Source organism: Nonomuraea sp. NPDC003560 (assembly GCF_042878785.1).
Taxonomy (GTDB): Bacteria; Actinomycetota; Actinomycetes; order Streptosporangiales; family Streptosporangiaceae; genus Nonomuraea.
Genome location: NZ_JBIAOF010000002.1, coordinates 814,215 through 836,162, shown reverse-complemented (window position 1 = coordinate 836,162; position 21,948 = coordinate 814,215). Strand labels below are relative to the sequence as shown.

Annotated in this window: 23 protein-coding genes; 11 read left to right on the top strand and 12 right to left on the bottom strand. The window is 72.0% G+C overall.

What is annotated here, in order from left to right; translation table 11 throughout:
- From ACFYUV_RS09230 to ACFYUV_RS09210, 5 genes are all read right to left on the bottom strand, one after another.
- Complete coding sequence (locus tag ACFYUV_RS09230; protein ID WP_387666694.1) at positions 1–822, bottom strand: segregation and condensation protein A; 822 nt, start codon at positions 820–822, stop codon at positions 1–3.
- Entirely contained in the window at positions 819–1,754 is a 936-nt protein-coding gene (locus tag ACFYUV_RS09225) for a ParA family protein (protein ID WP_387645452.1), read from the bottom strand. The genes ACFYUV_RS09230 and ACFYUV_RS09225 overlap by 4 nt, the downstream gene beginning before the upstream one ends.
- Before the next feature lie 123 nt (positions 1,755–1,877).
- Positions 1,878–2,783 carry a site-specific tyrosine recombinase XerD gene (locus ACFYUV_RS09220; RefSeq protein ID WP_352358212.1) on the bottom strand — a complete coding sequence of 302 codons (906 nt, stop codon included), beginning with the start codon at positions 2,781–2,783 and terminating at the stop codon, positions 1,878–1,880.
- 15 nt (positions 2,784–2,798) lie between these two features.
- Positions 2,799–3,410, bottom strand: coding sequence for an NUDIX domain-containing protein (locus ACFYUV_RS09215; RefSeq protein WP_387666691.1), 612 nt, complete (start codon positions 3,408–3,410; stop codon positions 2,799–2,801).
- Positions 3,407–5,071 (bottom strand): CTP synthase, encoded by a 1,665-nt coding sequence (locus ACFYUV_RS09210; RefSeq protein WP_358293745.1) that lies wholly within the window; start codon positions 5,069–5,071, stop codon positions 3,407–3,409. The genes ACFYUV_RS09215 and ACFYUV_RS09210 overlap by 4 nt, the downstream gene beginning before the upstream one ends.
- Positions 5,072–5,202: 131 nt before the next feature.
- On the opposite strand from ACFYUV_RS09210, the gene ACFYUV_RS09205 reads away from it, so the two are divergent.
- From ACFYUV_RS09205 to ACFYUV_RS09195, 3 genes are all read left to right on the top strand, one after another.
- Complete coding sequence (locus ACFYUV_RS09205) at positions 5,203–5,865, top strand: DapH/DapD/GlmU-related protein (protein ID WP_387666688.1); 663 nt, start codon at positions 5,203–5,205, stop codon at positions 5,863–5,865.
- 68 nt (positions 5,866–5,933) lie between these two features.
- Complete coding sequence (locus tag ACFYUV_RS09200; protein WP_387666686.1) at positions 5,934–7,052, top strand: NAD(P)H-dependent flavin oxidoreductase; 1,119 nt, start codon at positions 5,934–5,936, stop codon at positions 7,050–7,052.
- A gap of 35 nt (positions 7,053–7,087) precedes the next feature.
- Positions 7,088–7,867 (top strand): GntR family transcriptional regulator, encoded by a 780-nt coding sequence (locus ACFYUV_RS09195; protein ID WP_387666684.1) that lies wholly within the window; start codon positions 7,088–7,090, stop codon positions 7,865–7,867.
- On the opposite strand, the gene ACFYUV_RS09190 is transcribed toward ACFYUV_RS09195, so the two are convergent.
- Positions 7,824–10,202, bottom strand: a complete 2,379-nt coding sequence (locus tag ACFYUV_RS09190) for an FAD-dependent oxidoreductase (protein WP_387666682.1) — start codon at positions 10,200–10,202, stop codon at positions 7,824–7,826. The two genes, ACFYUV_RS09195 and ACFYUV_RS09190, sit on opposite strands and share 44 nt — an antisense overlap.
- A gap of 68 nt (positions 10,203–10,270) precedes the next feature.
- Between ACFYUV_RS09190 and ACFYUV_RS09185 the strand changes: the two genes are divergently transcribed.
- The 3 genes from ACFYUV_RS09185 to ACFYUV_RS09175 are packed head-to-tail and all read left to right on the top strand — an operon-like array spanning position 10,271 to position 12,977.
- Positions 10,271–11,176 (top strand): phosphotransferase, encoded by a 906-nt coding sequence (locus ACFYUV_RS09185; RefSeq protein WP_387666680.1) that lies wholly within the window; start codon positions 10,271–10,273, stop codon positions 11,174–11,176.
- A 4-nt stretch (positions 11,177–11,180) separates the two neighbouring features.
- Complete coding sequence (locus ACFYUV_RS09180) at positions 11,181–11,786, top strand: DUF4126 domain-containing protein (protein ID WP_387666678.1); 606 nt, start codon at positions 11,181–11,183, stop codon at positions 11,784–11,786.
- Positions 11,787–11,846: 60 nt separating this feature from the next.
- A complete protein-coding gene (locus ACFYUV_RS09175; RefSeq protein ID WP_387666676.1) occupies positions 11,847–12,977 on the top strand; it encodes a ScyD/ScyE family protein in 1,131 nt (376 codons plus the stop codon).
- Between the two features lie 123 nt (positions 12,978–13,100).
- Here ACFYUV_RS09175 and ACFYUV_RS09170 read toward each other — a convergent pair whose 3' ends face one another.
- From ACFYUV_RS09170 to ACFYUV_RS09160, 3 genes are read right to left on the bottom strand one after another with little or no spacing between them, the layout of a single operon-like run.
- A complete protein-coding gene (locus ACFYUV_RS09170) occupies positions 13,101–13,895 on the bottom strand; it encodes an alpha/beta fold hydrolase (RefSeq protein ID WP_387666674.1) in 795 nt (264 codons plus the stop codon).
- An 11-nt stretch (positions 13,896–13,906) separates the two neighbouring features.
- Complete coding sequence (locus ACFYUV_RS09165; RefSeq protein WP_387666671.1) at positions 13,907–14,815, bottom strand: alpha/beta hydrolase; 909 nt, start codon at positions 14,813–14,815, stop codon at positions 13,907–13,909.
- Positions 14,805–15,602, bottom strand: coding sequence for a glucose 1-dehydrogenase (locus ACFYUV_RS09160; protein WP_387666668.1), 798 nt, complete (start codon positions 15,600–15,602; stop codon positions 14,805–14,807). Before ACFYUV_RS09160 ends, ACFYUV_RS09165 begins: the two co-directional genes overlap by 11 nt.
- Positions 15,603–15,763: 161 nt before the next feature.
- On the opposite strand from ACFYUV_RS09160, the gene ACFYUV_RS09155 reads away from it, so the two are divergent.
- Positions 15,764–16,369, top strand: a complete 606-nt coding sequence (locus tag ACFYUV_RS09155) for a hypothetical protein (RefSeq protein WP_387666666.1) — start codon at positions 15,764–15,766, stop codon at positions 16,367–16,369.
- A gap of 109 nt (positions 16,370–16,478) precedes the next feature.
- Complete coding sequence (locus tag ACFYUV_RS09150) at positions 16,479–17,042, top strand: Uma2 family endonuclease (protein ID WP_387666664.1); 564 nt, start codon at positions 16,479–16,481, stop codon at positions 17,040–17,042.
- A 73-nt stretch (positions 17,043–17,115) separates the two neighbouring features.
- Here the strand turns inward: ACFYUV_RS09150 and ACFYUV_RS09145 are convergent, their stop codons facing one another.
- Positions 17,116–17,679, bottom strand: a complete 564-nt coding sequence (locus ACFYUV_RS09145; RefSeq protein ID WP_387666662.1) for a dihydrofolate reductase family protein — start codon at positions 17,677–17,679, stop codon at positions 17,116–17,118.
- Positions 17,680–17,763: 84 nt separating this feature from the next.
- A complete protein-coding gene (locus ACFYUV_RS09140; protein WP_387666659.1) occupies positions 17,764–19,248 on the bottom strand; it encodes a hypothetical protein in 1,485 nt (494 codons plus the stop codon).
- A gap of 176 nt (positions 19,249–19,424) precedes the next feature.
- Here ACFYUV_RS09140 and ACFYUV_RS09135 point away from each other — a divergent pair, with 176 nt between their 5' ends.
- A complete protein-coding gene (locus ACFYUV_RS09135) occupies positions 19,425–19,898 on the top strand; it encodes a hypothetical protein (protein ID WP_387666657.1) in 474 nt (157 codons plus the stop codon).
- Positions 19,898–20,221, top strand: coding sequence for a transcriptional regulator (locus ACFYUV_RS09130; RefSeq protein ID WP_358293772.1), 324 nt, complete (start codon positions 19,898–19,900; stop codon positions 20,219–20,221). The genes ACFYUV_RS09135 and ACFYUV_RS09130 overlap by 1 nt, the downstream gene beginning before the upstream one ends.
- Positions 20,222–20,258: 37 nt before the next feature.
- Here ACFYUV_RS09130 and ACFYUV_RS09125 read toward each other — a convergent pair whose 3' ends face one another.
- Complete coding sequence (locus ACFYUV_RS09125) at positions 20,259–20,816, bottom strand: hypothetical protein (RefSeq protein ID WP_387666654.1); 558 nt, start codon at positions 20,814–20,816, stop codon at positions 20,259–20,261.
- A 249-nt stretch (positions 20,817–21,065) separates the two neighbouring features.
- Between ACFYUV_RS09125 and ACFYUV_RS09120 the strand changes: the two genes are divergently transcribed.
- Positions 21,066–21,938 (top strand): serine protein kinase RIO, encoded by an 873-nt coding sequence (locus ACFYUV_RS09120; RefSeq protein ID WP_387666651.1) that lies wholly within the window; start codon positions 21,066–21,068, stop codon positions 21,936–21,938.
- The last annotated feature ends 10 nt before the right edge of the window (positions 21,939–21,948 follow it).

Here is a 21,948-nt window from a genome sequence, read left to right as displayed (position 1 = left end):
TCAGTCATTCGATGGTTTCTCCGCGGGTTCCTCGTAGTCGTCCCCCACCGCGACGTCGCCGTCGTCGGCGCCCGTCCAGGTCACGTGGAGCTCTCCCAGCGCCTCGACCTGCTCGAACGTCACCGCGGACTCCCGGAACAACTCCAGCACGGCCAGGAAGCGGGCGATGACCTGGAAGGTGCCCTCGCAGTCGGCCGTCAGCGCGCGGAAGGTGGCCCGGCGCAGCCTGCGCAGGTGCATGACCAGGATGGCCGCCTGCTCCTTGACGCTGGCCAGCGGCTGGTAGATGTGGCCGACGCTGACGGTGGGCGGCAGTTTCGGGGTGAACGCCTTGGCCGCGATGCGGGCGAGCTGCTCGGGCCCGATGCCGAGGATGAGCTCGGGCAGCAGGTTGGCGAACTGCGGCTCCAGCGACACCGTGCGGGGGAAACGCAGGCTCTCCTCGGCCATCCGCCCCGCGAAGACCTTCGCGACCTCCTTGTACGCCTTGTACTGCAGCAGCCGGGCGAACAGCAGGTCTCTGGCCTCCAGGAGGGCGAGGTCCTCTTCGTCCTCCACCTCGCCGGACGGCAGCAGCCGGGCCGCCTTCAGGTCGAGCAGCGTGGCCGCGACCAGCAGGAAGTGGCTGGTCTGGTCGAGGTCCCACTCCGGGCCCTTGGACCGGATGTAGGCGATGAACTCGTCGGTGACCTTGGAGAGCGAGACCTCGGTGATGTCGAGCTTGTGCTTGGCGATCAGGCCGAGGAGCAGGTCGAAGGGGCCTTCGAAGACGTCCAGGTGTACCTGGAAGCCTTGGGGGGCCTCGGTCTGCTCTGCGGTCACCTGGCCATTGTCGCAGGAGCCGGCCAGCGCGAGAGCACCTCGCGGGCCAGTTCGCGGTAGGCGTTGGCGCCGAGGGACGACGGGTCGAAGGTGGTGATCGGCTCGCCGGCGACGGTGGCGTCGGGGAAGCGGACCGTACGGTTGATCACCGTGTGGAACACCTTGTCGCCGAACGCCTCCACCACGCGGGCCAGCACCTCGCGGCCGTGCAGGGTACGGGCGTCGTACATGGTGGCGAGCAGGCCCTCGATCTCGAGGTCTTCGTTGAGCCGCTCCTGGACCTTGGAGATGGTGTCCATGAGCAGCGCCACGCCGCGCAGGGCGAAGAACTCGCACTCCAGCGGCACCATGACGCCGTGGGCGCAGGTCAGCGCGTTGATGGTGAGCAGGCCGAGCGACGGCTGGCAGTCGATGAGGCAGACGTCGTAGTGCGGCAGCAGCGGCTTGATGACCCGGCCGAGCACCTGCTCGCGGGCGACCTCGGTGACGAGCTGCACTTCGGCGGCCGACAGGTCGATGTTGCTGGGCAGCAGGTCGAGGCCCTCGACGCCGGTCTCCAGCAGGACGTCCTCGGCGGTGACGCCGCGGTCCATCAGCAGGTTGTAGACGGTCAGGTCGAGCTGGAGCGGGTTGATGCCCAGGCCGACCGAGAGCGCGCCCTGCGGGTCGAAGTCGACCAGCAGCACCTTCAGCCCGCACTCGACCAGCGCCGCGCCCAGGTTGATGGTGGTGGTCGTCTTGCCGACGCCGCCCTTCTGGTTGACCATCGCGACCACTCGCGCCGGACCGTGCACTTGCGGCGGGACCGGTTCAGGGAACACCGGTCGCGGGCGCTGGGTGGGGCCCAGGTTGACGCCGTTGGAAGGCGCGTTGGTCTTGGTGTCACCCCAGGGGTTGTCGGGGGTCCCCGGGGTCGAACCCTTGGTCGTCACAGTCACCAGCTCGAACCTCCCTGACGATCCCGAACCGGACCGTCCGGACGGACACTATGGCGTCACCACTAAACGCGGCAAGGCGGCACGCCGGGGCACCGCGCACGCGCAAAAGACTATAGATCACTGCCGGGCGCGCGGGTGCGCCGCGGCGTAGACCTCGCGGAGTTTGTCGACCGTCACCAGGGTGTAGACCTGCGTGGTGGTGACGGAGGCGTGACCGAGCAGCTCCTGGACCACCCGGACGTCCGCGCCGCCGTCGAGCAGGTGGGTGGCGAAGGAGTGGCGCAGGACGTGCGGGCTGATGCCGGCCAGGCCGGCGCGTTCGGCCGCGGCCTGGAGCACTTCCCAGGCTCCCTGCCTGGTCAGCCGGCCGCCGCGGGCGTTGAGGAAGACCCCGGGGGTGCCGCGGCCGTGGGCCAGCAGGCCGGGCCTGGCCCGGACGAGGTAGGCGTCGAGCGCCGAGCGGGCGTAGCGGCCGAGCGGGACGACGCGGGTGCGGCCGCCCTTGCCGCGCAGTCGCACCTGGTCGGGTTCGAGGTCGTCCACGGCCAGGCCGACGGCCTCGGAGATGCGGGCGCCGGTGCCGTACAGGACCTCCAGCAGGGCGCGGTTGCGCAGGGTGAGCGGGGCGCCGTCGGGGCCGGAGGCGGCGATGAGGCGTTCGACCTCGTCGACGGCGATCGCCTTGGGCAGCCTGCGGAGCTGGCGCGGCGGGCGTACCTCGTGGGCGGGGTCGTGGGCCGTGACGCCTTCGCGCAGAGCGAACCGGTGAAGCCCCCGTACGGCCGAGACGGCCCGCGCGGCCGAGCTGGCCACGAGGGCGGGATGTTCCCGGTCGCCCTCGCGCAACGCGGCGAGGAAGGCCTGGACGTCGGCCTCCCCCACCTCGTCGAGCTTCAGCCGCCCGCGCGCCTGCAGATGTTCGAAGTATCGCCGCAGGTCACGGCGGTAGGACGCGAGCGTGTTGGCAGCCAGGCCCCGCTCCACCGCCAGATGGGCGAGGTAGCTGGAGAGCACCGCCTCCACGACATGGTCCTTCCGTCACGCCTCCGGGGCGTCGGCGGGGCGCAACAGGGCGAATCCCTCAACCGAAGCCGCATATGCGGCGAGGATACCGGCCACGGCCGGGGAATTGTGGATCATTCCCATGAGCGCCTTCTCGACCGCGTCGGACAGCGGCACCCATTCGACCGGCATGCCGATCTCCTCGTGCCGGTGGACGAAGGTGTTCTCCTCGTCGGGGATCCTGCTCAGGCCGCGGGCGAGGAAGACCCTGATCCGCTCGTCGGTCATGCCGGGAGAGGAGCGCAGGTCGACCAGGGTGTGCCAGGTGTCGGCGCGGTAACCGGACTCCTCGGCGAGCTCGCGGGCCGCGGTGTCGGCGAGCGGTTCGCCCGCCACGTCGCGGATGCCGGCCGGCAGCTCCCACATGAGCTGCCGGGTGGGGTGGCGGTACTGCCTGATCATCAGGACGCGGTCGTGGTCGTCGAGCGCGAGCACGGCGACCGAGCCGGGGTGGACGACGTAGTCGCGGTCGGCGACCTCGTCCTGGGGCATCCTGACCGTGTCGGTGACGACCTTGATCACGTACCCCTGGAAGTGCTCCTTGGACGCGACGACGTCCCACGCCTCGGGCGTGTCCTGAACCTTCACTTGCCGACCTTGGTGGTCACGCGGCTGTCGGCGTAGGTCAGGGCGGCGCCGATGAGGCCCTTGAACATCGGGTTGGCCCGGGTGGGACGGGAGCGGAACTCGGGGTGCGCCTGCGTGCCGATGAAGAACGGGTGCACGTCGACGGGCAGCTCGGTGTACTCCACCAGGCGGCCGTCGGGCGACAGGCCGGAGAAGACCAGGCCGACGTTCTCCAGGCGCTCGCGGTAGGCGTTGTTGACCTCGTACCTGTGACGGTGGCGCTCGTCGGCCTTGGCCTTGCCGCCGTAGAGCTGCCTGGCCAGGGTGCCCTCGCCCAGCTTGGCGGTGTAGCTGCCGAGCCGCATGGTGCCGCCCATGTCCCGCTCGCCGGCGACGACGTCCTCCTGGTCGGCCATGGTGGAGATGACCGCGTGCTTGGTGTCGGGGTCGAACTCGGCGGAGTTGGCGTCCTCGATGCCGGCCATGTTGCGGGCCGCCTCGATGACCATGCCCTGCATGCCGAGGCAGATGCCGAGCAGCGGGATGCGTCCCTCGCGGGCGTGCCGGATGGCGCCGATCTTGCCCTCGATGCCGCGCACGCCGAACCCGCCGGGGATCAGCACGCCGTCGACGCCGTCGAGCTCGCGCTCGGCGCCCTCGGGGGTCTCGCAGTCGTCGCTCTTGACCCAGCGGATGTTGACCCGCGCGTCGTTGGCGAAACCGCCGGCGCGCAGCGCCTCGGTGACCGACAGGTACGCGTCGGGCAGGTCGATGTACTTGCCGACCAGCGCGATCGTGACCTCCTTGGCCGGGCGGTGCACGCGGCGCAGGAGCTGCTCCCACTCCTTCCAGTCGACGTCGCGGAAGGGCAGGCCGAGGCGGCGCACGACGTAGGCGTCGAGGCCCTCGGCGTGCAGCACCTTGGGGATGTCGTAGATGGAGGCGGCGTCGACGGCCGAGACGACGGCGTCCTCGTCGACGTCGCACATGAGGCTGATCTTGCGCTTGATCGCCGTCTGGACCGGACGGTCGGAGCGCAGCACGATCGCGTCGGGCTGGATGCCGATGCTGCGCAGCGCGGCCACGCTGTGCTGGGTCGGCTTGGTCTTCAGCTCGCCGGACGGGCCGATGTAGGGCAGCAGCGACACGTGCAGGAAGAAGACGTTGTCGCGGCCGACCTCGTGCCTGATCTGGCGGACGGCCTCCAGGAACGGCAGCGACTCGATGTCGCCGACCGTGCCGCCGACCTCGGTGATCACGACGTCGACGTCGGGGCCGGCCATGCCCCGGATGCGGTCCTTGATCTCGTTGGTGATGTGCGGGATGACCTGGACGGTGTCGCCCAGGTATTCGCCGCGCCGCTCCTTGGCGATGACGTTGGAGTAGACCTGGCCGGTGGTGACGTTGGCCGAGCCGTGCAGGTCGGTGTCGAGGAACCGCTCGTAGTGGCCGACGTCGAGGTCGGTCTCGGAGCCGTCGTCGGTGACGAAGACCTCGCCGTGCTGGAACGGGTTCATCGTGCCGGGGTCGACGTTGAGGTAAGGGTCGAGCTTCTGCATGGTGACCCGGAGACCGCGCCCCTTGAGCAGCCGGCCGAGGCTGGAGGCCGTGAGCCCCTTGCCGAGACTGGAGGCGACACCGCCGGTGACGAACAGATGCTTGGTTTGCGATGCGCTGCGCAAAGGGGCTCCCGTGGCTCGAATGGTGGCCGAAGTGTCCACGGGCTCTCAGGATATCAAACAACGCCCCTCACATGCCCGAACGGCATGACCTAGCGGTAACTTTGGGCCCTATGTCACTAGTACGCCGGGCCATGGGCGCACTGATTCACCGTGCGTACGCGGCGATCCGCCACGCCGGGGCGATCTCCCCGGACTCCACGGCGGGTTACCGTTTCCGCCGGATCGGCGAGGGAGTCAGCATCGCCTTCCCGCCGGGGGCGATCTTCGGCGAGCGGTGGATCGAGATCGGCGAGCACACGCTGATCGGCGAGCGCGTGTCGATCTCCTGCGGCATGTGGCCGGGCGTCGAGCTCGGCCCGGACTCGATCCTGCGGATCGGCGGCTCGTGCTCGATCGGCAGGGGCTCGCACATCGTGGCCCACCAGTCGATCGACATCGGCGACCACGTCTTCACCGGCCCGTACGTCTACATCACCGACCAGAACCACGTCTACGACGACCCCGAGACGCCGATCGGGCGGCAGTGGCCGCGCAACAGCCCGGTCTCGATCGGCGCCGGGTCCTGGCTCGGCACGGGCGCGATCATCCTGCCGGGCACGGTCCTCGGGCGGCAGTGCGTGGTGGCGGGGGGCGCGGTGGTGCGCGGCGAGTTTCCCGACCACAGCGTGGTCGCCGGGGTGCCCGCCAAGCGCGTCCGCGGGTACACGCCGGAGCTCGGCTGGCACGCCCCCGGCGCCGCCGAGGCGGCCGCCGCGATCGCCCTGGCGCTCGACGGGCAGGCCGGGCCGTCCTGAGGTCCGGGACGCGCGGACCCGGGAAACGGGGATGGACCGAACAAGCTTCTGGAGGTTAGCGTCGGTGCATGCGGACCGCCATCTGTGAGCGCCTGGGCGTCGAGTTCCCGCTGTTCGCCTTCAGCCACTGCCGCGACGTGGTGGCCGCGGTCACGAACGCGGGCGGGTTCGGGGTGCTGGGGGCCGTCGCGTACTCGCCGGAGCGGCTGGACGCCGAGCTGACCTGGATCGACGAGCGGGTGGGCGGGCGGCCGTACGGGGTGGACGTGCTCGTCCCCGGCCGGATCGACGCCTCGGCGCTCGACCTGCGGGCCCACCTGCTGGACTTCGTGCCCGACCGCCACCGCGACTTCGTCGCCCACCTGCTGGCCAAGTACGGCGTGAACGCGCCGCCGCAGCCCCTGAGCGCGGTGGCCGACGAGTTCGGCCGGCGGGTGACGGCGCCGGGGGCGACCGCGCTGGTCGACGTGGCGCTCAAGCACCCGATCGGGCTCATCGCCAGCGCGCTCGGACCGCCGCCGCCGGAGATGGTGGTGGGCGCCAGGAAGGCGGGCGTGCCGGTGGCCGCGCTGGTCGGAACGGTGGAGCACGCCCGCAGGCAGGTGGCGGCCGGGGCGGACATCGTCGTGGCCCAGGGCACCGAGGCGGGCGGCCACACCGGCGAGATCTCCACGATGGTGCTCGTGCCGCAGGTCGTGGACGCGGTCGCGCCGGTCCCGGTGCTGGCCGCGGGCGGCATCGCCTCGGGACGCCAGATGGCCGCGGCCATGGCGCTCGGGGCCGAGGGCGTCTGGTGCGGCTCGGTGTGGCTGACCACCGAGGAGGCGGAGACGTCGCCCGCGCTGCGGCGCAAGCTGCTGGCCGCCTCGTCGCTGGACACCGTCCGGTCCCGGTCGCGCACGGGCAAGCCGGCGCGGCAGCTCAGGTCGGCCTGGACCGAGGAGTGGGACTCCGGGCAGGAGAGCCCGGGGCCGCTGGGCATGCCCCTGCAACTGCTGCTGGCCGAGGGGGCGATGGCCCGCATCGGCGCGGCGGCCGACCGCGGCGACCCCGGGGCCGTGGAGCTCGTCACCTACTACGTGGGCCAGGTGGTGGGCCAGCTCGATCGCGTGCGTCCGGCCCGTGACGTGGTGTACGACATGATCAGCGAGTTCACCGACGCCGTGACCCGCCTCTCGTCGTCCTGAGTGGTTCCTCCCGTATGGCCCGATAGCATGCGCGTGTGGTCGGGACACCGCCTGAGCTGGAGCGTGGCACCGGGGTTCCCGCGCACACGCAGATCGAGCAGTGGCTGCTGGCGGCGATCTCCTCCAGCGAGATGGCCCCGGGCGACCGGCTGCCCGGCGAGCGGGAGCTGGCCGCCCGCCTCGGCGTGAGCAGGATGACCCTGCGCCAGGCCCTGGCCACCCTCGAACGCGACGGCGTGCTGATCAGGCTCCCCGGCAGGTCGGGCGGCGCGTTCGTGGCCGAGCCGCGCATCGAGTGCGACCTGACGGGCCTGGCCGGGTTCACCGAGCAGATGCGCCGCGCCCACCTGCGGGCCGAGGCGCGGATCCTGACGGCCGCCACCGTGCCCGCACCCGCGGCCGTGGCCGCCGCGCTCGGCGTCGGGCCGGGCGAGCCGGTGCACGAGGTGGCCCGGGTGCGGTCGGCGGGCCGGTCGCCGGTGGCGCTCGAACGGTCCTTCTTCCCCGCGCTGCCCGGCTTCCTGGACGAGGACCTCGGCGGCTCGCTCTACGCCCTGCTGGCCGGCCGCTACGGGCTGGAGCCGCGGACCGCGGTCGAGCATCTGGACCCGGTGATCGCCGGTCCTGAGGAGGCGGCCGAGCTGGGCATCGCGGCGGGCGCGCCGCTCATGCTGATCGAGCGCACGGCCTACGCCGCCGACGGCGCCCCCGTCGAGTACGCCCGCGACCTGTTCCGCCCCGACCGGGTGCGCCTGTCGGTGCGCAGCGGCGTCACCGCGCCCGCGACCCCGCCGGATCGTACAGCGGCTCCCTGACCACGACGCCCGGCACCCACTCCCCCTCGACCTCGACCTGGACCTCGGCCCCCGGCCCGACCGGCAGGTACGCGTAGGCGATCGACCGCTCGACCGTGTACCCGTAGCCGCCGGAGGTGACCCGGGCCACGACCTGGCCGTCCACCCGGACGGGCTCGTTGCCCAGGGCGACCGCCCGCGGGTCGGCCAGGGTGAGGCAGCGCAGGCGGCGGGCCGGGTGGGGGTCGAGGGCGTCGCGGCCGAGGAAGTCCTTGCCGGGCTTGACGCAGAACCCGAGCCCGGCCTCGTACGGCGTCGTCTCGGGCCCGATGTCGGCGCCCCACACCCGGTAACCCTTCTCCAGCCGCAGGCTGTCGATGGCCCGGTAGCCGCCCGCGACCAGCCCGTACGGCTCGCCCGCCCGCCACAGCGTCTCCCACAGCGCGAGCCCGTACTCGCTGGAGCAGTACAGCTCCCAGCCGTGCTCCCCCACGAACGTCACCCGCAGCGCCAGCGCGGGCACGTCGCCCACGGTGAGCTCCCGGGCCGACATGAACGGCAGGTCCGGCGGGTCCGGGGTCAGCCCGGCCAGGATGTCGCGGGCCTTGGGGCCCCACAGGGCGAAACAGGCGTACTGGCCGGTGACGTCGGCGATCCTGGCCGTCGAGCCGGTGAGCGCGGCCTGCCGGCGCAGCCAGGCGAGGTCGCGGGAGCCCGACGCGGTGCCGGTGACGATGAGGAACTCCTGCTCGCCGCGCCGGGTGACGGTGAAGTCGCACTCGATGCCGCCGCGCCGGTTCAGCGCCTGCGTGTAGGTGACGGCGCCCACCTGGCGGGCCACGTGGTTGTCGCACACCCATTCCAGCAGGGCGGCGGCGTCCGGACCGGTGACCTCGATCTTGGCGAAGGAGCTCTCGTCGAACAGCCCGGCCGTGGTGCGGGTGGCGCGGTGCTCGGCACCGACGGCGGGCGACCACAGGCGTCCGGCCCAGCCGCGGGGGCGTTCGTCCGTGCCGTCGGGGGCGGCGGAGTAGTGGTTGACCCGCTCCCAGCCCGCCTTCTCGCCGAAGACGGCCCCGTGGGCGGCGTGCCAGGAGTAGGCGGGCGAGACCCGCAGCGGGCGTCCGGCCGCGCGCTCGTGGCCCGGGTAGCGGATGTCGTAGTACGTCTCGTAGTTCTCGACCGAGCGTTTGACGGTGTACGACGGCGACCGGTACTGGCGGCCGAAGCGGCGCACGTCCATGTGGTGGACGTCCATGCCTGGCTCGCCGTCGACGATCCAGTCGGCCATGATCCTGCCGATGCCGCCCGCGCCGGCAATGCCGTGGGCGCAGAACCCGGCCGCCACGAAGAACCCGCCCACCTCGGTCTCCCCCAGGCAGAACTCGTTGTCCGGGGTGAACGCCTCCGGCCCGTTGATCAGCTTGCGGATGCCGACGTCGGCCATCGCGGGCACCCGGATCCGGGAGTTGGCGGAGATCTCCTCCAGGCGCGGCCAGTCCTCGGGCAGCAGCCTGCCGTTGAAGTCGGCCGGCACGGCGTCGTAGGAGGTCGCGGAGGCCGTCCAGGGGGCGCAGGTGCGCTCGTAGCCGCCCATGACCATGCCGCGCACCTCCTGCCGGTAGTAGACGAGCAGGTCGGGGTCGCGCAGCGTGGGCAGGACGGGGTGGTCGTGGCAGGCGTCGGTGACGACGTACTGGTGGGACATCGGCACGATCGGGATGCGCACCCCGGCCATGCGGCCGATCTCGGCGGCGAACATGCCGCCGCAGTTGACCACGATCTCGCAGGCGATGTCGCCCTGGTCGGTGCGGACGCCGGTGACGCGCCCGCGCTCGACGTCGATGCCCAGCACCCGCGTACGGGTGCGCAGGCGGGCGCCGCCCTCGCGGGCGCGGGCGGCGAGGGCGTAGCACAGCATCGAGGGGTCGATCTGGCCGTCGGTCGGCAGGTACGCCGCTCCCACCACCCCCGACGGGTCCATCAGCGGGAACAGCTCGACCGCCGCGGCGACCGAGATCTCCTCCAGCGGCAGCCCGAACGTCCTGGCCCAGCCGATCTGGCGGCGGATCTCGGCCATCCGCTCGGGGGTGGAGGCCAGCTTGAGTCCGCCGCACTCGGTCCAGCCGGCGTCGAGGGTGCGGTAGAGCTCGACGGAGTACTGGTTCATCCGGGTCAGGGTGGGGTCGGAGCGCAGCTGGCCGACCAGGCCGGCCGAGTGGAAGGTGGAGCCGCTGGTGAGCTCGTCCCGCTCCAGCAGGACGACGTCGCGTTCGCCGCGCCGGGTGAGGTGGTAGGCGACGGACGCGCCGCCCACCCCGCCGCCGATGATCACGATGCGGGCCGAGTCGCTCATGGTCGCGAGGCTAACCCGCGTACCCTAAAAGGTCTAGACCGTTTAGGACGGCGGAGCTAGCATCGATCATGGCGATCGCCCGGGTCCTCGACCGCATCCCGCTGCTGTCCGGCCTGCCGCGCTCCGTCGAGGAGCTGCCCGGCGGGATGACCAACCGCAACTACAAGGTCACCACCCCGGACGGGGTCTACGTCGTGCGCGTGGCCGCCAGCGACGGCTCCCTGCTGGGCATCGACAAGGACGCCGAGCACGCCGACTCGCTCGCCGCCGCGCGGACCGGGGTCGGGGCGCCCGTGCACGGCTACCTGCCGGAGGCGGGCGTGCTGGTGATCGGGTTCCTGCCGGGCCGGACGTTCACCGAGGCCGACCTGTGGGAGCCGGCAAATCTGGCGCGGGTGGCGGAGGTGTGCCGGCGGCTGCACGCGGGGCCGCGCTTCGTGCGCGATTTCGACATGTTCGAGGTGCAGCGGGAGTATCTGCGGATCGTCCAGAAGCGAGGGTTCCGACTTCCTGCGAAATATCTGGATTTCATGCCCGTCGCCGCAGAAATCAGGAAATGTCTGGCGGTACGCGCCGAACCCACCGTTCCCTGCCACAACGATCTCCTCCCCGGCAACATCGTCGAGTGCGGCGACCGCCTCCATCTCATCGACTACGAGTACGCCGGCAACAACGACCCCTGCTTCGAGCTCGGCAACCTCTGGAGCGAGGCGGACCTGCCGCCCGGCCACCTGGAGGAGCTCGTCACCGCCTACTACGGCCGCCGCCTGCGCCACAGGATCGCCCGCGCCCGGCTGCTCGGCCTGATGTCCAAGTACGGCTGGACCCTGTGGGCCTCGATCCAGGACGGCGCCAACGACACGATCGACTTCGACTTCTGGTCCTGGGGCATGGAGAAGTACGAGCGTGCGGCGGCCGAGTTCACCCGGCCGGGCCTGGCCCGCGTGATGGAGGCCGCGGCGGGGGCAGACTAGGGGGATGTTCGCCGCGCTGACCGGTCTCGGCCTCTCCACCGCCGCCGGCCTTAACGCCTACATCCCGCTCCTGGTCGTGGGCGTGCTGGCCAACCTCACCGACAAGGTGAAGCTGCCCGACGGCTACGCCTGGCTGTCGAACTGGGGCGTGCTCGCGATCATCGCGGTGCTGCTGCTCGCCGAGATGGTACTCGACAAGGTGCCGGCCGTCGACACCGTCAACGACGCCATCCAGACCGTGGTGCGCCCGGCCGCGGGCGGCGTGGTCTTCTCCGCCACCAACGCCGCCGCCGAGCTCGACCACTCCACCTGGATGACCGAGAACCCGTGGGCCGGCTGGCTGCTGGGCATCGTGATGGCGCTGGCCGTCCACACGCTGAAGGCGACGGCCCGTCCGGTGATCAACGCGGGCACGGCCGGGGTGGGCGCGCCCGTGGTGAGCACCGCCGAGGACGCCGGCTCGCTCGGCATGAGCCTGATCGCGGTGTTCCTGCCGGTGCTGGTGATCGTCGCGCTGCTGCTGTTCGTCGTGCTCGCGTGGTGGACCTTCCGGCGGGTACGCCGGCTGCGCGCCCGGCGCAGGATCAGGAGGAATCCACCCACAGGCTGAGTACGCCTCACCCTGCGGGCTGATTCGCCGCCCCGTCCGGCGCTTCTACGGTGTTCCCTCATGAAGCGAGTCATCATCACGGGGGGAGTCGCTGCTCTCGGCCTGGCCGCGTCGGTCGCGCCCGTCCCGGCGTCGGCGTCGGCGAGCGTCACGGTCGTCGCCGCCAAGCTCGACGGCCCGCGCGGCCTGACCTTCGGCCCCGACGGCGCCCTGTACGTCGCCGAGTCCGGTTCCGGCGGGAAGATCAAGTGCGCGACCGTGCCCGCCGAGCCGGGCGGCGAGGCGAGCAAGGTGTGCCTCGGCCTCACCGGGAAGATCTCCAAGCTGGCCGACGGCACGCTGACCACCGTGGTCAAGGACCTGCCCTCGGCCGGCTCCGACGGCCTCGGCACCGGCCCGCACGACGTCGCCTTCGCCGCGGACGGCTCCATGCTGGTGCCCGTCGGCCTGGGCGGCAACGGCAAGCTGCGGGCCGACCTCGGCCCCAAGGGCCGCACCCTCGGCACGCTGCTGAAGATCAAGGACGGGAAGCCGTCCGTCATGGGCGACCTGCTGGCGTTCGAGGTCAAGCACAACCCCGACAAGAAGGACAAGGGCAGCGCGATCGACTCGTACCCGTTCGCGGTCGTGCCGACCCCGCAGGGCGGCGCGCTGGTCACGGACGTGGGCGGCAACGACGTGCTCCAGGTCAGCGCGTCGGGCAAGGTGACGCTGCGGGCGGTGTTCCACGCGCGCAAGGTCGCGGCCCCGGCCATGCTCAAGCTGCCCAAGGGCAGCAAGGTGCCGATGCAGTCGGTGCCGATGGGCATCGCGGCCGCCCCCGACGGCTCCTACTACGTGGCGGAGCACGCCGGGTTCCCGCAGCCCGAGGGCGTGGCCAGGGTGTTCAGGCTGGCCGGGAAGAAGGCCGAGACCGCCGTCAAGGGCTTCACCACCGCGGTCGACGTCGCCTTCGACGCCTCGGGCCGGCTGCTCGTGCTGGGCTCGGTCGGCCCGGTGCCCGCCGACCACCAGCCCCGTACGTCGCTCTACCGCATCGAGGCCGACGGCACGCGCACCGAGCTGCTCAAGCCGGGCACGCTGACCGTGCCGCTGGGCATGGCGGTCGCCGGCGACGGTTCGGTCTACGTGTCGAACAAGGGCTTCACCCCCGGCAAGGGCGAGATCGTCCGGGTGGAGCCGCCCGCATAGACGTGTGAGCGCCATGGCCCCCAACCCCCGTGGCGCGCTCACACGGAGGGCCCGGCAGCAGCGTCCGCGCTGCCGGGCCCTTCACCATGCCGGTCAACGCCGGTCAACGCCGGTCAACGCCGGTCAACGCGCCCTGAGCCAGCCCTCCAGCACGCGGACGAACTCCGCCGGGCGCTCCTCGTGCAGCCGGTGGCCCGAGCCCTCCCAGCACACGACCTTCGAGCCCGGATGCTTGAGCAGGCCGGACTCCCAGGCCGCGCGCCCGGGGTCGGCCCAGATCGACAACACCGGGCAGCGCCGGCGGGCCAGGTACTCGTCGCTGACCGGCCGCACGCCGATGGCCCCCGGGGCGGTGAACATGGCCTCGAACGCCTCGGCCAGCACGTGCGGGGGCATGCCGTACAGGCGGCGTTTGTGCCAGCGCCGGATGACGGCGGGCGTCGCGGAGGTGGTGCACCACCGGTCGATCTCCTCGGCGGCGGCGTGCGGGTGCGCGCCGCGCAGGCCCGCGATCATGCCGGGGAAGCCCGCGGCGAGGTCCTGGCCCATGCCGTAGCCGGGGTCGAGGGTGACCAGCGCCCGTACGCGGCCCGGATGCTCGACCGCGAGGATCGAGACGACCTGGCCGCCCATGGAGTGGCCGACCGCGACCACCTCGGGGACGTCCAGGCGGTCGAGCAGCGTGTTCAGGTCCTCGGCCATCGCCTGGGGGGTGTTGCCGGTCTCCGGGACCGAGGAGTAGCCGTGGCCGCGCAGGTCCACGGCGATGACGCGGTGGCGGGCGGCCAGGGCGTCGATGTGCCAGGACCACTGGTGGGAGTCGGCGCCCCAGCCGTGCACGAGCAGCAGCGGCGGGTCGCCGGCGCCGTCGTCGGTGTAGAAGAGGCTGATGGTTGCCGAAATTTCGGCGTACGGCATGAAAAATCCCCTTATTTGACGGCGCGGATGGCGGCGCACACCCGGTCCGTGGCGTCGGCGGCGGCGGGCAGGATCGCGCCCGTGCCGAAGAAGCCGTGGAACAGGCCCTCGTACCGGACGCACTCCGCCTCGACCCCGGAGTGGCGCAGGTGGCGGGCGTACGCCTCGCCCTCGTCGCGCAGCGGGTCGTGCCCGGCCGTGATCACCAAGGCCGGCGGCAGGCCGCTCACGTCCGCGCCCAGGGGCGAGCTGTACGGCTCCCCGCGCCGCTCCCGGTCGGGCTGGTAGCAGTCCCAGAACCACCGCATGTGCGCCGTCGTCAGGAAATATCCCTCGCCGTTCTGGTCGTACGAGGGCCAGTGACGGACGCCGTCCGTCGCGGGATAGACCAGCACCTGCAGCACGATCGGCGGCCCGCCCTCCTCGCGCGCCCGCAGGCAGGTGACGGTGGCGAGGTTGCCACCGGCGCTGTCGCCCGCCACCACCAGCGCCCCTGGGTCTGCGCCGAGCCCGGCCGCGTGCTCGTGGGCCCACCGGGTGACGGCGAAGGCGTCCTCGACGGCGGCCGGATAGGGGTGCTCGGGCGCGAGCCGGTAGTCGGCGGCGACCACCACCGCCCCGGACCCGGCGCAGATCTGCCGGCAGACGCCGTCATGGCTGTCCAGCGACCCCAGGGTGAAGCCGCCGCCGTGGAAGTACACGACGAGCGGCCGCCTTTCGGCGCCCTCCGGTGGCCAGTGGATCCGCACGGGGACGCCCGCCGCGTCGCGGTCCTCCACCCGGCCCACGGGCATCGGCTCCGGGCTCGGGACCGAGGCCAGCACGCGGCGCGCCGCCACCGGGTCCCAGGGGCCCTCGCCCTTGGGGAAGAACTCGCTCATCAGGTCGATGACCGCGCGGGTCGGCTCGTCAACGGCCATCTCCGGCCCCCTCCTCCGCGGCGGGAGCGGCCTCGCGCGGGACGGAGCCGAGCAGGGCCGTCTCCCCCGCCGTCCAGCCGCCGTCGATCGCCAGCTCCGCGCCCGTGACGTACGAGGCAGCGTCGGACAGCAGGAACGCGATGGCCTCGGCGACCTCCTCCGGCTCACCCCATCGCCCGGCGGCGGCCAGCGGGAACGTGCCCTCGCCCGAGACCGCGCCCAGCGAGACCGTCATCGGGGTGACGATCATCCCGGGATGCACCGAGTTCACCCTGATGCGGTCCCGCCCGAACTCCAGCGCCGCGATCTTGGTCAGCCCGCGTACGCCCCACTTCGACGCGCCGTACCCGCCCGTGCCGGGCAGCGCGGTCAGCCCCGCGACCGACGAGAGGTTCACCACGGCCCCGCCGCCGGACGCCCGCATGGCCCCGGCCACGGCCTTCAGCCCGAGGAACACGCCGACCAGGTTCACCTGGAGCACCCGCTCGAACTCCGCCAGGGTCTGCTGCTCGATGGTCCGCACGGTGACGATCCCGGCGTTGTTCACCAGCCCGTCGAGCCGCCCGTGCGCCTCGACGGTCGAGGCCACCACGGCCGCCCACTGCTCCGGGTCCGTCACGTCGTGCGGGACGAACGTGCCTCCGACGTCCTTGGCGGTGGCCATCCCCTCCTCGGTGAGCACGTCGGTGAGCACGACCCGCGCCCCGGCCGCCGCGCACCGGCGCGCCGTGGCCGCACCCATGCCCCGGGCGGCGCCCGTGATGATCACTACCTTGCCGTCGAGCACGCGCACCCCTCATCCGAGACGACCGAACATGTGCACTGAAACACGCGCCCGCGTCCCCGATCAAGAGCTTGCTCGGCACGGTCGGCGGAACCCGGGATCCCCGTCGCGCGTTGAACCCCTTGGGGGTCGAACTATCCTTCTAGGCAACAACCCCACGGGAGGTGGCGGAGATCAGCGAGTTCCTTGTCATCGTGCTGGCCATCCTGGCGTTTCTCCTGCTGCTGACCGGCGTGGGCGTCTATCTGCTGGTCAAGGTGGGCAAGAAGGCGGCCAAGAAGGCCCGGCAGGCCACCACCCGGCTGACCACGCACGTCAACGCCATGGGCACCGGCGACGCGGCCGAGGTCGAACGCCTCCGCCTCGACCTGCGCCGCGAGGTGACCCTCACCCGCCAGGCCGTCGAGCAGGCCCAGCAGCGCGGCTGGGGCCTCGGCGACCTGCCCCGGCTGCTGGCCGACCTGTCGGCCCAGGCCGACGTGCACGACGGCCAGCTCGCCACCTACGCCCAGCAGCGCCGCGTCTCGCCGTACGTCGACCACGCCGCCCTCGACCGGCTGCGCGAGCACCAGGCCAAGCTGACCGCCATGTGCGCCCGCATCCGCGCCGACCTCCTGGGCGACCAGATGCACCACGCGTCCTCCGGCATCGACGAGCTGTACTCGCGCACGGAGCTGGAGATCGAGGCCCGCCGCCGTCCCCCGGACCCGCTGGACCAGATCGACGAGCTCTACCGCCGCTCGATGGAGCAGCGCAAAGACCACTCCTGAGGTCCGCCTGACGTGGCTCCATGATGGAGCAGCGCAAAGGCTACTCCTGAGGTCCGCCTGACGTGGCACCATGAGCGCGCCGAGCGCTCGTCCGGAAGGTGCCCGCCCGATGTCCCCAGCCCTGCCCGCCTGGTCGCGCCCCTTCACCGCGGCCGGCCCGCTCGACGCGCTCCCGCCAGGCGCTCCCCGGCGCGCCGAGCTGATCGACGGCGTGCTCGTGACGCGGCCGCCGCAGAGCGCCTTCCGCATGTTCGCGACCCGGCTGTTCGAGCGGTCGCTCAGGCCGCCCGCGCACCTGGCGGTGATCCGCTCGATGACCGTGGCCCTCGGGCCGCGTCTGCTGCTCGCGCCGGACGTCCTGGTGGCCCGCAGGCCGGCGATCGGCCCGGCCACCACGTCGTTCCGTCCTGATCAGGTGCACCTCGTCTGCGAGGTGGTCCCGGCGGCGTCCCGCGAGCGGGATCGCCGTACCAGGCCGATCAGGTACGCCGGGGCGGGCATCGAGCACTACTGGCGGGTGGAGTGCGAAGACGACCAGCCGGTGGTGCACGCCTTCCACCTCGACCGCGACGCCGGGGTCTACGTGTCCGCCGGCGTCCATCGCGGGCGGCTGCGCCTCGACGTCGGGTTCGACGTGGACATCGACCTCGGCCTGGAATGGCCGCCCGCCTAGCTCCGGGCGTGGCCATGAGGGGGCCCAGGCGGTCCTGCGGCCCTTCGGCGGCGCGGACCGGCAGCGGCCGGGGTCAGCGGTGCCGGCGGTACTGCAGCTCCATGATCCCGCCCTCGGAGGCGAAGCTGGAGACCAGGTCGAGCCGGTAGGACTTGGGGAAGCCGTCGAACAGCCGGGTGCCCTCGCCCGCGACGTAGGGGAACACGCTGAGCCGGAACTCGTCGATCAGGTCGAGCCGCATGAGCGACCGCCAGAGGCCGACACCGCCCCAGACCAGGATGTGGCCGTCGCCGTCCAGCCGGAGTTTGTCGATCTCCTCCGCCGGGTCGCCGTCGGCGACGGTGGTGTTGGCCCAGTCGGCCGTCTTCATGGTCCGGGAGAAGACGACCTTGCGCCCGGCGGTCAGGATGTCGGCGAACGGGTGGTCGGTGGCGGTCGTCATGCCCTTGGCGATGCCCTCGTAGGCGTTGCGGCCCATGACGTGCGCGTGCGCGCTCCGCAGGAAGTCGAGGTAGGCCGGGGAGTCGGGCCGATTGTTCTCGGGCAGGTCGAAGCAGAACTTCCAGAAGTCGGTGCCCTCGTCGGCGAGCAGGCCGTCGAGGGAGTAGTTGAAGACCGTCGCTATGAGCTTCCGCATGATCGCATCTCCGTGGTCGCGGGTCGTCCGGTGACACGTACGACACCGGAGCCGCCCGGAAATCATCGGTGTCCGGCCGGTCGCTCAGTACTTGTCGACGCAGATGGTCAGCGCGGGGACGGGCCACGTCCAGGAATGTCGGGTCACGCCATCGCAGGCGGTGGCGTCCTTGTCGGCGTTCCCTCGCAGAACGCGCCGCACGGTGAACGTCTTCGGCGCTCGGCATTTCCGGGCGAAGTCCACGAACTCATCGTTCTTCGACCACTTGTAGCAGTAGTTCCGCCCGAACTGGTAGGCCAGGCAGTACAGCACGTCGTCGTGGATGAGATAGCGGTGGTTGGTCGTGCCGTCGCAGAGCCCGGAGGGAGTGGTGATGGCGGCCACCCGATAGGGCGCGCCCTGCTTGCAACTGTCGACCACAGGCGCGTCCGGCAGTCCGGACAGGCAGTCGCCGACCTCGAAGGCGGCCACCGGCTCGCTCGGCTCCACGGTCGGGGCCGAGGTGGGTGCCGAGGTGGGCGGCGCCTGGCTGGGGAAGTCGGCGGGCGTGGGGAACGACGACGTCTCGGCGGGCTCGGTCGTGGCCTCCGAAGAGCCGGTCAGGGCCTCGCGTACGTTGTTCTTGACCACGTTCTTCGCGACCACCGCGAGCACCACCAGCACGACGGCCACCACCGCGGCCCCGATGCCGACCATTTTCGACCGTCCGGCACCGGAAACCGCCTCGGCCTGCCGGGCAGGCGGCGAGACCGGCTCCGGCCGCGCGGCCTCGCGTAATCGCGCGGCCCACTGCGCGGGCATGGGACGGCTGAACGGGGGCTGGTCGAGCGCGGTCGTGGCGAACTCCGCCAGGCCGGGATGGACGGCGGCCAACGCGGACACGTCGGTGGTGGACGGGTCACGGGCGAAGACACGGACGGCCAGCAGCGCGAACTGGTAGGCGTCACCCTGCGGCGTCCCCGGCTGCTCCCCGGCGGGGATCCGCCGGTCGGGCGGCGTCTCCACGGGCGGCAGCGCCCGCGCTCCGCCCAGCCCCATCGCGTCGCAGCCGATGAGGAAGCATCCCGGCGGCGGCTCTGTCGTGAACAGCACGTTCCCGGGGGACAGATCGCCGACGACGACGCCCGCCGCGTGCAGGCGGGCGAGCGTGTCGGCGAGATCGGCCAGGATCAGCAGGCGGTCGCGGTCGGTGACGTCCTCCTGGCCGAACAGGCGGTCGAGGGTCGCGAGCCGGCGTACGGCGCCGGACGGGCCGGGCGTCTCGCGGAAGAACCGCTGTGGCACGGTCCGCATCAGGAAGCCGACGACGGCGCCGTTCTCCTCCACCAGTTCGGCGGGCCAGGCCGCGCGCTCCTCCAACCAGGCGACGTCCGAGGGGGAGAGACGGCCGGCCAGCTGCGTCATCGCGGTGAGGACGGCGACGTCGAGGCCCGGTCGGACGTCGTAGTCGATCTCCTTGTACGCGACCCCCGGCCGGCCGTTGATCCTGCCGCTGAGCTCCTCGTACACCATTCCCTGGCCCTCACGGCCGAGCGGCCGCCCGAGGGCGAGCTTTGCGCGGCCGATCACGGTTTGTCACCTCTGGCCTTGACCATGCAGCGACCCTAGTTCCGCGGGCACCGGAGATCAAAGAGACATGTCTCACCTCCGGCACCGAGCCCGTTCGGCCGCCGACGACTTTCCCGAGAGGAAAACAGATGCTACTTTCCTTACAGGAAAGCAGTAGCCGACCCCGGAGAAGGCCCATGAACCAGCACGACGCCCAGACTTCGCTCGACGACATCCACCGCCTCCAGGCCAGGACCCGGCAGCAGATCGTCCGCCAGAGCTTCGCGCTCCCCCGCGTGCTCGTCTCCGCGCTCGGCCTCTTCGTCATGCTCGCGGCCTTGGACCTGCCGAGCCCGTGGTTCTACCTCGGCGCGGCGCTCGGGGTGGTCGTGTACGCGGGCGTGGGGATCGTCTACGAGCACCGGGCCTCGGTCCGGCGGAAGGCCACCGGCCGGGAGGCCCTGTTCCACGGCGTGCTGCTGGCCTGCGTCATGGTGGGCTTCGGCATCGGCCGGATCGCCTCCTTCGCGCTGTTCGACCTGCCGCCGCACGGGCTGCTGTCGCAGGCGGTCGCGGGCGCGGTCGTGGCGGCCCTGGTGTACGTCGCGGCCACGCCCGTCAACCGCCTGGTCATGAGGTCGATCGTGCGGCAGGACGGCGGGGTCGCCTGATGGATCCGCTCTTCGACGAGTTCCTGCACGTCCCGGCGCGTCTGTCCATCGTGGCGCTGCTGGCGCCGGCCGAATGGGTGGACTTCGGCTTCCTCAGGGACTCGGTCGGCACCAGCGACTCGGCGCTGTCCAAGCAGGTCTCCGCGCTGGCCGCCGCCGGGTATGTGGTCGTCCGCAAGGACCAGGACAAACGGGCGCGGCGGACGTACGTGCAGCTCACCCCGCAGGGGCGGTCGGCCTTCCAACGGCATGCGGCGGCCCTGGAGCGGATCGTCGCCCTCGCCCGCGACTCCGCCGCCCGCCCCGCCGCCGACCAGAAGTGACGGGCCGCCGGGGCCTTCCGCAGGGCGCGTGTCGCGCTCAGCTGTTCCAGTCCGCGTAGATCACGGCGGCCAGCTCCTGTTCCGTGGCGCCCTTGCGGGCCAGGGCCTTGGTGGCCTGGGCCTGGGCCGTCGTGGGCAGGCGGCCCTCGATCAGCACGGGCAGCGAGAGCCGGCGCACCAGCACCTCCGTGGCCGCGATCCCGTACGGGCGGCGCGTCACGGCCACGTTGACCCGCAGCGCGTGCTCGTTGCCGGGCGGCACGCCGGGGCGGTCGATCTCGACGGCCGAGTAGCGGAACCCGTTCGCGAGATCGCAGGAGGCGCATCCGGCCGGGCCGCGGCTCAGCCGGCCGCCGCACTCGGGGCACGTCAGGCGGTCGTAGGCGGCGTCCACGACCCGCCACGGGTGCTTGTCGGGCTCGTCGACCACCATGCGGGCGATGAGCTGCTCGTCCGGCGGGGCCACGGTGCCGAACTCCGCCAGCAGGAAGGCACGCCAGCCCTCCTCGACCAGTTCGTCCACCAGCCCGGCGCAGCGGTCGCAGTCCGGCGCGCCGGCGGGTTCCTGATGTCCGCACACCTCACATCGCCGCATGGCCGAACCGTACAAGCCGGGCTGGTCACGGCGCACCCGGTTATCGGGCCGCCGTTTATTCGATTGCGAGTGCCGTGCCGGACCCGGCATACTCGTCCGCGTCGATCGCAGCGAGACGAAGGGAGGCTGAGACCGTGACGACCGTTGCCCGCGTGCCGTTTTCCGCGACCTCAGACCTTCCCACCAGGTGTCCGCTGACCTGATCCGTCCGGCGAGCCGGTGGGGCCTCGAAACTGGAGACATCTCACCGTGCCCAAGCACTCGCAACACCGCCGCCGTGGCAAGTTCGCGCTCGACGCCGACGACATCGAATGGCTCGAAAGCGCCCCCGAGACCGATGACGGCCCGCCCGAGGGCGACCGCTGGTCCACCTGGGACCAGAGCACGCCCACCGAGAAGGGGCCGAAGCCGCACCCCGGCTGGCTGGTCACCGAGCTGGCCGCCGTCGACACCGAGCTCGGCCTGCTCAAGACCGGCAAGGAGGCCGACGTCCACCTGATCTCGCGGGGCGTGCCGGGCACCGACCGGGTCTGCCTGCTGGCGGCCAAACGTTACCGCTCCTCCGAGCACCGCCTGTTCCACCGGGACTCCGGCTACCTGGAGGGCCGCAGGGCCCGCGAGAGCCGGATGAACCGGGCCATGGCCAACCGCACCGCCTTCGGCAAGCAGGTGATCGCCGCGCAGTGGGCGGTGGCCGAGTTCACGGCGCTCTGCCGGCTGTGGGAGCTGGGGGTGCCGGTGCCGTACCCGGTGCAGATCGTGGGGACGGAGATCCTGGAGGAGTTCGTCGGCACCCCCGACGGGTACGCCGCCCCGCGCCTGGCCCAGGTCTCCGACGGGCTCGACGACCTGTGGGAGCAGCTCGTGGCGGCCATGGTGACGCTGGCCGCGGAAGGGCTGGCGCACGGGGACCTGTCGCCGTACAACCTGCTGGTGCACCAGGGGCGGCTGGTGATCATCGACCTGCCGCAGATCGTCGACGTGATCGCCCATCCCACGGGCCCGTCGTACCTGGAACGGGACGCCCGCAACGTGGCCACCTGGTTCGCCGCCAAGGGCGTGGCCGCCGCGGACCCCGACGCCCTCGCCGACCTGCTCCGCAAGGAGTCCGGCCGGACGTGACCGGCGGAAC

Coding starts and splice junctions, on each gene's coding strand:
- ACFYUV_RS09205 (WP_387666688.1), top strand. CDS start 5,203: ATGGGCGCACTGATTCACCGTGCGTACGCGGCGATCCGCCACGCCGGG.
- ACFYUV_RS09200 (WP_387666686.1), top strand. CDS start 5,934: ATGCGGACCGCCATCTGTGAGCGCCTGGGCGTCGAGTTCCCGCTGTTC.
- ACFYUV_RS09190 (WP_387666682.1), bottom strand. CDS start 10,202: ATGAGCGACTCGGCCCGCATCGTGATCATCGGCGGCGGGGTGGGCGGC.
- ACFYUV_RS09185 (WP_387666680.1), top strand. CDS start 10,271: ATGGCGATCGCCCGGGTCCTCGACCGCATCCCGCTGCTGTCCGGCCTG.
- ACFYUV_RS09180 (WP_387666678.1), top strand. CDS start 11,181: ATGTTCGCCGCGCTGACCGGTCTCGGCCTCTCCACCGCCGCCGGCCTT.
- ACFYUV_RS09175 (WP_387666676.1), top strand. CDS start 11,847: ATGAAGCGAGTCATCATCACGGGGGGAGTCGCTGCTCTCGGCCTGGCC.
- ACFYUV_RS09170 (WP_387666674.1), bottom strand. CDS start 13,895: ATGCCGTACGCCGAAATTTCGGCAACCATCAGCCTCTTCTACACCGAC.
- ACFYUV_RS09165 (WP_387666671.1), bottom strand. CDS start 14,815: ATGGCCGTTGACGAGCCGACCCGCGCGGTCATCGACCTGATGAGCGAG.
- ACFYUV_RS09150 (WP_387666664.1), top strand. CDS start 16,479: ATGTCCCCAGCCCTGCCCGCCTGGTCGCGCCCCTTCACCGCGGCCGGC.
- ACFYUV_RS09145 (WP_387666662.1), bottom strand. CDS start 17,679: ATGCGGAAGCTCATAGCGACGGTCTTCAACTACTCCCTCGACGGCCTG.
- ACFYUV_RS09135 (WP_387666657.1), top strand. CDS start 19,425: ATGAACCAGCACGACGCCCAGACTTCGCTCGACGACATCCACCGCCTC.
- ACFYUV_RS09130 (WP_358293772.1), top strand. CDS start 19,898: ATGGATCCGCTCTTCGACGAGTTCCTGCACGTCCCGGCGCGTCTGTCC.
- ACFYUV_RS09125 (WP_387666654.1), bottom strand. CDS start 20,816: ATGCGGCGATGTGAGGTGTGCGGACATCAGGAACCCGCCGGCGCGCCG.